Source organism: Pirellulales bacterium, from assembly GCA_036499395.1.
Classification (GTDB): Bacteria; Planctomycetota; Planctomycetia; order Pirellulales; family JACPPG01; genus JACPPG01.
Map to the genome: position 1 here is coordinate 1 of DASYDW010000025.1, position 7,818 is coordinate 7,818.

Annotated in this window: 6 protein-coding genes; 1 reads left to right on the plus strand and 5 read right to left on the minus strand. The window is 54.6% G+C overall.

All coding sequences use genetic code 11. The features are described 5' to 3' along the window. Positions 1 to 2,565: 2,565 nt before the first annotated feature. Both VGN12_05480 and VGN12_05485 read right to left on the minus strand, forming a co-directional pair. Positions 2,566 to 4,149, minus strand: a complete 1,584-nt coding sequence (locus VGN12_05480) for a S53 family peptidase (GenBank protein HEY4308884.1) — start codon at positions 4,147 to 4,149, stop codon at positions 2,566 to 2,568. Positions 4,150 to 4,477: 328 nt separating this feature from the next. After that, positions 4,478 to 4,609 (minus strand): hypothetical protein, encoded by a 132-nt coding sequence (locus VGN12_05485; GenBank protein ID HEY4308885.1) that lies wholly within the window; start codon positions 4,607 to 4,609, stop codon positions 4,478 to 4,480. A gap of 824 nt (positions 4,610 to 5,433) precedes the next feature. Between VGN12_05485 and VGN12_05490 the strand changes: the two genes are divergently transcribed. Further along, on the plus strand, positions 5,434 to 5,754 hold the full coding sequence (locus VGN12_05490) for a transposase (GenBank protein HEY4308886.1): 321 nt from the start codon (positions 5,434 to 5,436) through the stop codon (positions 5,752 to 5,754). Between the two features lie 496 nt (positions 5,755 to 6,250). Here the strand turns inward: VGN12_05490 and VGN12_05495 are convergent, their stop codons facing one another. The 3 genes from VGN12_05495 to VGN12_05505 form a co-directional block, all read right to left on the minus strand. Next, complete coding sequence (locus tag VGN12_05495) at positions 6,251 to 6,487, minus strand: hypothetical protein (GenBank protein ID HEY4308887.1); 237 nt, start codon at positions 6,485 to 6,487, stop codon at positions 6,251 to 6,253. Positions 6,488 to 7,214: 727 nt separating this feature from the next. Beyond that, positions 7,215 to 7,673 carry a dockerin type I domain-containing protein gene (locus VGN12_05500; protein ID HEY4308888.1) on the minus strand — a complete coding sequence of 153 codons (459 nt, stop codon included), beginning with the start codon at positions 7,671 to 7,673 and terminating at the stop codon, positions 7,215 to 7,217. 13 nt (positions 7,674 to 7,686) lie between these two features. Then, positions 7,687 to 7,818, minus strand: a 132-nt coding sequence (locus VGN12_05505) for an IS5/IS1182 family transposase (GenBank protein ID HEY4308889.1), incomplete at its 5' end; no start/stop codon positions are given.

A 7,818-nucleotide genomic window follows, 5' to 3' on the forward strand; every position in this document is an offset into this window, starting at 1 on the left:
CACGGATGAAGTAGCGATCGCGTAAACTGGCGAACTTTTTATTCCCCCTAGGGGGAATAAAGGCACACTAAAACCAACGAGAACCAACCCAGTTCCAGGCACTACCCAAAATCAATTGTGCGCAACTTGACGGACGCTACCATCAAGCACTGCACCCGTCACCGGAGATTGCAGAATCTGTGCTTTGATGGTCCCCGCGGCATTGCTAGCGATGACACCACGCCTGTTGCGGAGACTCCTAGCAAAGACATGCTGCCAGTCCGCCGATAAACTGTTCGAGCCCCGGCTGGCGTCCGGCGTCAAACGCCTGGGGCAAATCCATGGACCTTTGGGCTCTCGCCAATCATGCTCAATTGCGCTACATCGATTTCAACGTTGGACGACCTTCGCAATTTGATCGAGCGGACAATCTGCGATCGGCAGCAATTGCTGCCAGGAGCTTTTCAGTTGCGCGAAAAAACCCTTGCGAGAAACGGCGTAGCATGCGGCCTATACTTCACGCTGCAGGGGCTTCGATCGGTGAAGTTCTCAGCGATTTGGGATGCGGCTGAGGGCACGGTCTTGTTCTATGACTGCCAGGGCGAACGTTTTCATCGAATCGCATTGCCCTCCTGCGGTCCACTCCAAGACGAACTCGCGGGTCTGACCAGCTGAGCGATGCCGGCAGGTGAAACGTCGTGGCTAGTCCATTAGTAACGGAATGGCATTCAAGCCGCAGACCGCGACTGCCAATCCGTACGATCACCCACGACTTTACGACCATCGACGACTTCAACTATCTGATCGATAAGTGGTAGCATTAGGGCCTGCGACCGAAGATGCGGTCTTCGTCCTCCGCTGGCGCCGCGACGCGAAGTCGTAGTCCATCGGCAACAGGCGTACACGTCCCCCGACGTTGCGTTGAGCGCCAATGCCTCAGGCGACTCGACAATTCAGCCGCAGCATCCGTTGCATTTTCGTTTGTCGTGTGCGGCCGGCTCAATCCAGGCCGTGATTGTACGATTCTGGCGTGTAAGTGTGGTGGCATGATTGCCCATTACGGCGCCAATAAATATGCTACTGCCTTTTGTTCCAATTCGGCGAGGGACCGCGCGCAATCTAGTTCACCGGCTTCGGAATGGATGCGATACATTACCAAACAGAACCTAATAATATCCATCGCGAGTTCTCGAGCATCCTGGTCGTTAGTCTCGCCAAAATAGCGTTCGAGTCTATTCACAGGAAACCTCCTGCGTATAAAAGATGCCGCCAGCAAAAGTGTTAGAGGACAGTTAGCGGTCCGGTGCCTGGAACCACTGTCTAACTACAGACACTCACATCATAGCTGCCGCTATGCACTTTGACGCGCGCCGATGCCGGAGAAGTTCGCCCTGCATGTGGGGGGGGGGGGCCACCACTTTCTTTCGGTACCGCTCAGGTTCGGGGGAAGAGCACCGTTTTCGAGCAGATCCCCCCTCACGGACATAACGCATCCATTAGAGTTCGCTCATCTCGATGGTATGCGCAAAGCGAGATGAACATGTGATTGTTACGACGTTGCCGACTCAAGGCGACGTTTGGCGAGTCGCAGAAACGTCGGTGAGGAAGCAGGAAACTCCTCGTAAAACGTTCGATAAATGCTCGCATCCGGCAGGCAGGCGGAAGACCTTGAATTTCCCCGAGTTCTCGAGTCAGGCCACTCACCGAGAGGTCTTTCGATCGGCAATTTCCGATAGATTGACGACGCGGGCATCAATACCGTCCGCGTATAACCATATCGAGAATCGCGGTCTGAGAATTCTCTGCGAAGCTTACACTGCCATGAACCATCATCGTTGCCACGATCAGTAGTAGTCCTCTCCTCGGCCGCTACGAACTCGCGCGTCAAATCAATTGAAGAAAAGCAGTGCGCCGTTTGCAAAGATTTGAACCGGATCATCACCGTTAGAGTCACTCAGAATTACAGTGCAAGACAGTGTATTGCTTCCGCTAACAGCGAATGTGACCATAAACTGCCCCAGCGGCCGTTCAGTCAGGTGTGCTCCGCCATCGGTTACAAAGGCCCCAGAAAACGTCTGGAGAATCACCGAAACGCCGGCCCCAGCGGGACGGGTATAGGTTGTGCTCAATGTCGTTGGCCGACCTGGAATCAGATTACCTGGACCACCCTTGTTGAAGAACGTAAAAGAGAACGGGCTAAGCCCAATTATGGAGTTGATTCTGATCATCGGTTGCACAGTCGCGCTGCCACTGTCGTCCGAAGCAGATTCTGGCGTGATGTGGGCTGTAGGCCCTGGAGGCAGTATTAAACATTGGTTGCTGCCTTGAAACGGTTGGATCATGTAACTGCCCTTTGAGAAGGAGGATCATCTGTAGACGCCGTGGCATTTCTTGCCGTTTGTTATTCGTATTGCCATCATCGCTCGTTACGTGCTATCGAACCACTTTCGGCCATTGTGGCCTCTGTAGAAAAAAGAATGGTCGTTTCCAGTATCAGGGCTTTTCGGAAGCTCACCACAAGGAAAATGCCGCCGAGCGATGCGTACAGCGCACATCATCGTCGATCGCAATATTTCCGAGTGCGAATTATGATCCAACTGCCGTGCCACAGATTTGATCGAATGCTTCTTCAGCTAATTCGATCGCTAGTCGCCAAGTCGCGGGTAACAAGCCCTTAATGGCATTGAGGATTGGCTTGATCTTCTTATAGATCGGGCAGATCTGACCGGGAATTCCTGCCAAGTCCAGACCTGCGGGAACAGCGGATCGTGATTGTAGATACGAAGTCAGACCTGACCTTACTTGACTGTCAGCCGCCTGCACCTGCACGTCCAGGGATCCTGCCGCTTGCGGTGCGACTCCCGCATTTCCAGCCTTGCATATGGTGTCCATGATGCCCATGAACTCGTTTACGACAACTTTCCAATTGGCAGGTAGAAATGGGGTGGCGATGATCACTTGCAGGATTGGCTTGAGCATCGCATAAACCGAACAGATCGAGTCGATAGGCGGGCTAGCCTCGAACTTGAGATTTGGCACATTGCTTAAGAAAGCTTGGCCACTATTAGCCGCACTTGAGAACAGCGAGCGAAGCGCTGTCCCGTTAGGAACTCCCAATCCGGTGCATGGGTCGGGCCCGATAGCCGCGAAGTAACTTCCGTTCGATCCCTGGGTAATGTCCACAAAAGCGTTGGGGTTCTGCCAAAGCTTGGGAGCTACCCAGCCGAGTCTTCGACCAAAAGATGCAAACAATCCCGCATAGAACGGGGCGACAGCACTAGTTCCGCCGATCTGCACTTCAGTTCCGTTAACCACGACAAGATAGCCCGTATTCGGATCAGCATTCGCCGCCACATCGGGCACCATTCGGCCACCGGCCCCAGGAGTCGTCCGGGGCGGAGCATTAATTTGCCAAGATTGCGGCCCAAAAATGTCTGAATATCCGCCGCCAGTACCTCTTCCGTCGGGACGGCCGTCTCCCCACACGACCTCCGAGAAACTTGTTTTGGTTGTGCCGCCACATCCGACAACGTGCGGACAAGCTGAGGGCAAGTCCACGTTCGCTCCTGGCGCGCCATCGCTTGAACTGTTGTCGCCAGCAGCAGCGAAGATTGCCATTCCGTTGGTGGTTGCGGCGGCCGAAGAAGCCTCTATGTCATTCGCTAAAATGGGAACGGTTTCCCACGCGCCCTCGTCCGAGCCCCAACTGATCGAAAGCACGTCGCATTGATCAGAGGCAGCGCGATTAATCGCCGCGGTAAAAGATTGGAAAGAATTCGGCGCCCAATACACTCTGATCGAAGGCATATGCCCCGTAGCATAGAAGTACGCGGCTGCTGCTACCTGAATGTCGAGGGCGACCTCACCGTCAGCATTCGGATCTGCCCCCGGCGCTCCCGGGCCGCCACCGTCGACCGATACGTCCGTAACCGAAATTCTGGGTAGCCCGTTCAACGTGGAAAATTGATCGAGATCACTCTGCGTCCAACTCCCTCCCAACTCCAAAATTCCAATCACGCCGCCCCCGGAAAGACCCGTGGGAAAGTTGTACGCGCGGCATAGGTCGGCAATCCGCCACGCAACGCTGGCCCGCGGCCGAATACCAACTGGTAGCGGCCATTTAATATACGGGTGACACATCAACGGGGCTGGGCGGTATCCATTGGTCATGTGCGATCTCCGGTGTCGGTTTTGAAAGGGCGCACCAATCGCGATCAGCCCCCACTCGTTTAGAGCACACTTGGAACTCATTTCCCGCGAAGGATGGCTAGACCACTTCTGATCTCGTCATGAATCTACCAACAGATCATTTCTTAGCAACATTAACTATACGAGATTTGCAAATATTCATAGTCTGCGAGCCGATGTCGTAGTCGCGCGAGATTCTGCGTCGTGTAACATAGAACGACAGTCGAGCATCCGGGGGGTAGGTTTATTATCCGCGGTCGTGACAATGCGAGATTGTCGCGTTGCCGTTGAGAGTGTCTGCGGACACCAATCAACTGCAAACATGTGCGAGCAGCGTTCCTCGGCCTTTAATGCCGCCGTACTGGATGCGCCAGCGACCGAACATCGACTGGCGGACTTCCAAGGCGTGAAGCACGGCGGCCAAGTCCGTGCCGGGATCCATGCGTAGCTTCCGCACGATCTACTCAGGATTGAACCGCTTTCCTCGTTTCGTCATTTCACATGCAACCAGCGCATAATCAGCACGGTCAATCGTCAAGGTGCGATTGCGCTCCGAGATCGCGATGAGGCTGAGATGAGAATTCGTCGGGAAGAGCTTGAAGACCGACGTTACCAACGATCGTTCGATCGGTGGCTTGTAGAACAACGATTTACGATGGAACAAGCACAGCATTTTTGGCGACTTGCCGTAACGAGCTTTTCGGTCATGTTTGGCTTCATCCCAATCTTGTTGATAGTTGGTCGAGATACGATCGATTGGGATCGCCTGATACGGCTTGCTGCAATGTTATTTGTTGCTTGGTTTGTCGCTGCCTTTTTGCCTTCCATGGGAATCGTCAACTTCTTCCTGCGCCAGCATTCTCGCCTTAGATTAGACGCAGATAACGGGCCTCCTGGGACATCGGGTTACATGCAGGTTTCTCTCCTCTGGATCATTCCCATAATAAGTCTTTGCCTTCGCAGTGGCTATCGGATTGGCCGCAGGCCTAGCGCCGCCAAACCGCCTTGCTGGAAAGCTTTCTTCCAGCGTTTGATACTCGACACGCTGACAGATAATAGGTCAACGACCTCCGTGAGAAGTTTCCCGTCCCGTAGGAGTTTCACGGCAATCACACGTCGGACCATCGAGTCCGCCGCAGGGCCAGGAGTGCTCATGCACCTTACTACGGCGCTAGCGATACCCGCGGTTCAAACGCCGCGCAGGGAGGAGTAAGACGGTCATTCAAAGGAGACTTTCGATGGCCAAGCGACACGATGTCGAAGTGACTGACGAGCAATAGGAGAGGATCAAGCCGCACCTGCCGAGGCGCAAAGTCCAGCCGCAAAGGAGGTCGTCCACCGGCCGATGATCGAGCCTGTTGGGAAGGCATTCTGTGGGTACTGCGTAGCAGCGCTCGCTGGCGTGACTTGCCAGAGCGGTTTAAGTCGCCAAGCACTTTCGGACATCCGGGAACGATCATCTTTAGCCTCGATGACATGAGTCAAAGCGTCGATAGAATCGGCCCTTCGACTAGAGAAGCCAGGCTGACCGCCTGTTCTTATCAGGGGGATTTTCCCGCGATTGTCGAGGCAAGGCCAAAGGGCTGACGGCCGGCGATCAGTTTCCCCCAGCTAATCCGTTAATCGAGCGTCAGAAAGCAAGTTGCGGTCACGTGGATGTCAGTCATCCTTGACCCGCCTGCGATCATTCATTTTTTCGATGGAAATAAGCTTCCGTATTCCGACGAGGTTCTCCAACATGGCGCAAGAAAAATCCTCTCCCTGAAGGGAGAGGATCTCCTGATACGGCAATAGCTCGCCGGGCCTTTATGCCTATCGTCGGGCAGCCACGATTGGGGCACCGGTTAGACGCCAGCTGCCCGTTGGCTCGTGAAGCGTATATATGGCTCCGGTAGCTCGGTCGGTGGCATAGCTCAAACCGTTCTGCTGGAAAAAATGCAGCGGGCTTGTTGCGGCATTTTCAGCACGCGGAGCATTTTGAATATCACTTCCGTAATTCGCCCGTACGGGAACCATCCTTGAACTCGCCTGGCGATATGACGTCGCTTGCACCGGCCCACCACGATCATAAGTTCCCGACCCGCTAGGCGTTTCGCCGCAGCACGGCTTCGCCGGTGGCGGATAGCAGGTAGTCGTCGGGCAACAGGACACCGGCGGATAACAGACCGTCGTCGGCTGGCAGGCCGACGGCGAGCAATATGCGGAAATCCGATAACTTGTCACCGTCGGATAGTTGACCGTCGTTGGATAGTTGACAATGGTCGGGTAATTGACGGTCGTCGGATAGCCGCATGTCGTGGGACAGCAGGATGTTGGGCATGGCGCCGAACAAGCGAGGGGCTGGCACCCTGTTGGCGAACAATACGGTTGCGAAATCGGACTCTGCACCACCCACACCTGCGCCCGGCACAACGCCTGCCCACCGGCCAGCGATGCCAGCCCGGCAAATGCAATTGTGCGAATGAATGAAACGCGAGTCATGTTCGGTCACTCCTCTAACAAGCAGTGGAAAGGAGACAACGAAACCAATTGACCCAAGCGTCGCATGGCGACTTGATCGACACAAGCATGAGAGAGGCATTTTAGGAAAAACTACCGAAAATCCCTTGTAAAACCTTAACGGTTCCGCTGTCGGGGCAATTCTCGCATGAATAGCTGGAATGCGTCCATACAACGATGTCAGGACAGCCGCTGTGCTCCGATAATGCAAAGGTATTTTCGAGAACTATGCTGATGCACCCTTGCCTCGCCGAATTGGCTGACGAACGTCAGGCGGGCATCCCCGCCTGTCAGCTACCTGACCGAATGGTACATTCGTAGCGAATAGAAGCTACAGACACCTCCGCGCTGCTCCGCAGCGGATTCAATTCTCGGTCAGCTGAGAATCTTATGTGACACGCTTCTTATTAATGCCAACGAGCCCCATTACTCTAAGAGAACTCGCGAAATAGCGGAATGCTTGATAATTCGCTCCTAATGCCGTGCAGCACTAGCGAACGGTTTGCGTGCCGCCCCGATGTGAGGATCTTCCTTGGCCCGTAAGGTGCTCATTGTAAATGATGGCGACGTCGAGACCGGTGAAGTGCGATGGCACTACTTACCAGTCCGGCAATGACGAGTCCAATGGCAGAAGGCTCGGGAACAACTGTCGCGATGCCGGGAATGGGACCTACAGCATCGTAACTGTAAAGCCAATTCGAGGAGATAGTTGCGAGGTCCTGGGCGTTGACGATGCTGTCACCGTTGACGTCGGCGGAATTTGTCCCGGTGCTTAACCAACTACTGGACACGAGCGCAAGGTCCTGGCCATTGACGATGCCATCGCCGTTGGCGTCTCCTGAGATCGAAACCCGCACGATCCCTTGCGTATATAAGAGCGAAGTGTCCCAGTGCAGGCCAGGATCGAGCGCGGGCAAGTTGATGTTCGTAAACGTCCCATTAATGGAATCAGCGTTAAATAGGTGGAATTGTTCGCCATTGTGCGGATCGTAGCCATTTGCGAACACAATGCCTAAAAGCCTATCCGAGAACCTTGGCGGCTCTCAAGGCGACGATAGCGAATTGAAAATGGAGCAGGCCCAGATAATTCGCGGCTTTCTTTTCCCAGCGGATCAACAAGCGCCGTGCGCGGTTGAGCCAGGAGTGCGTGCG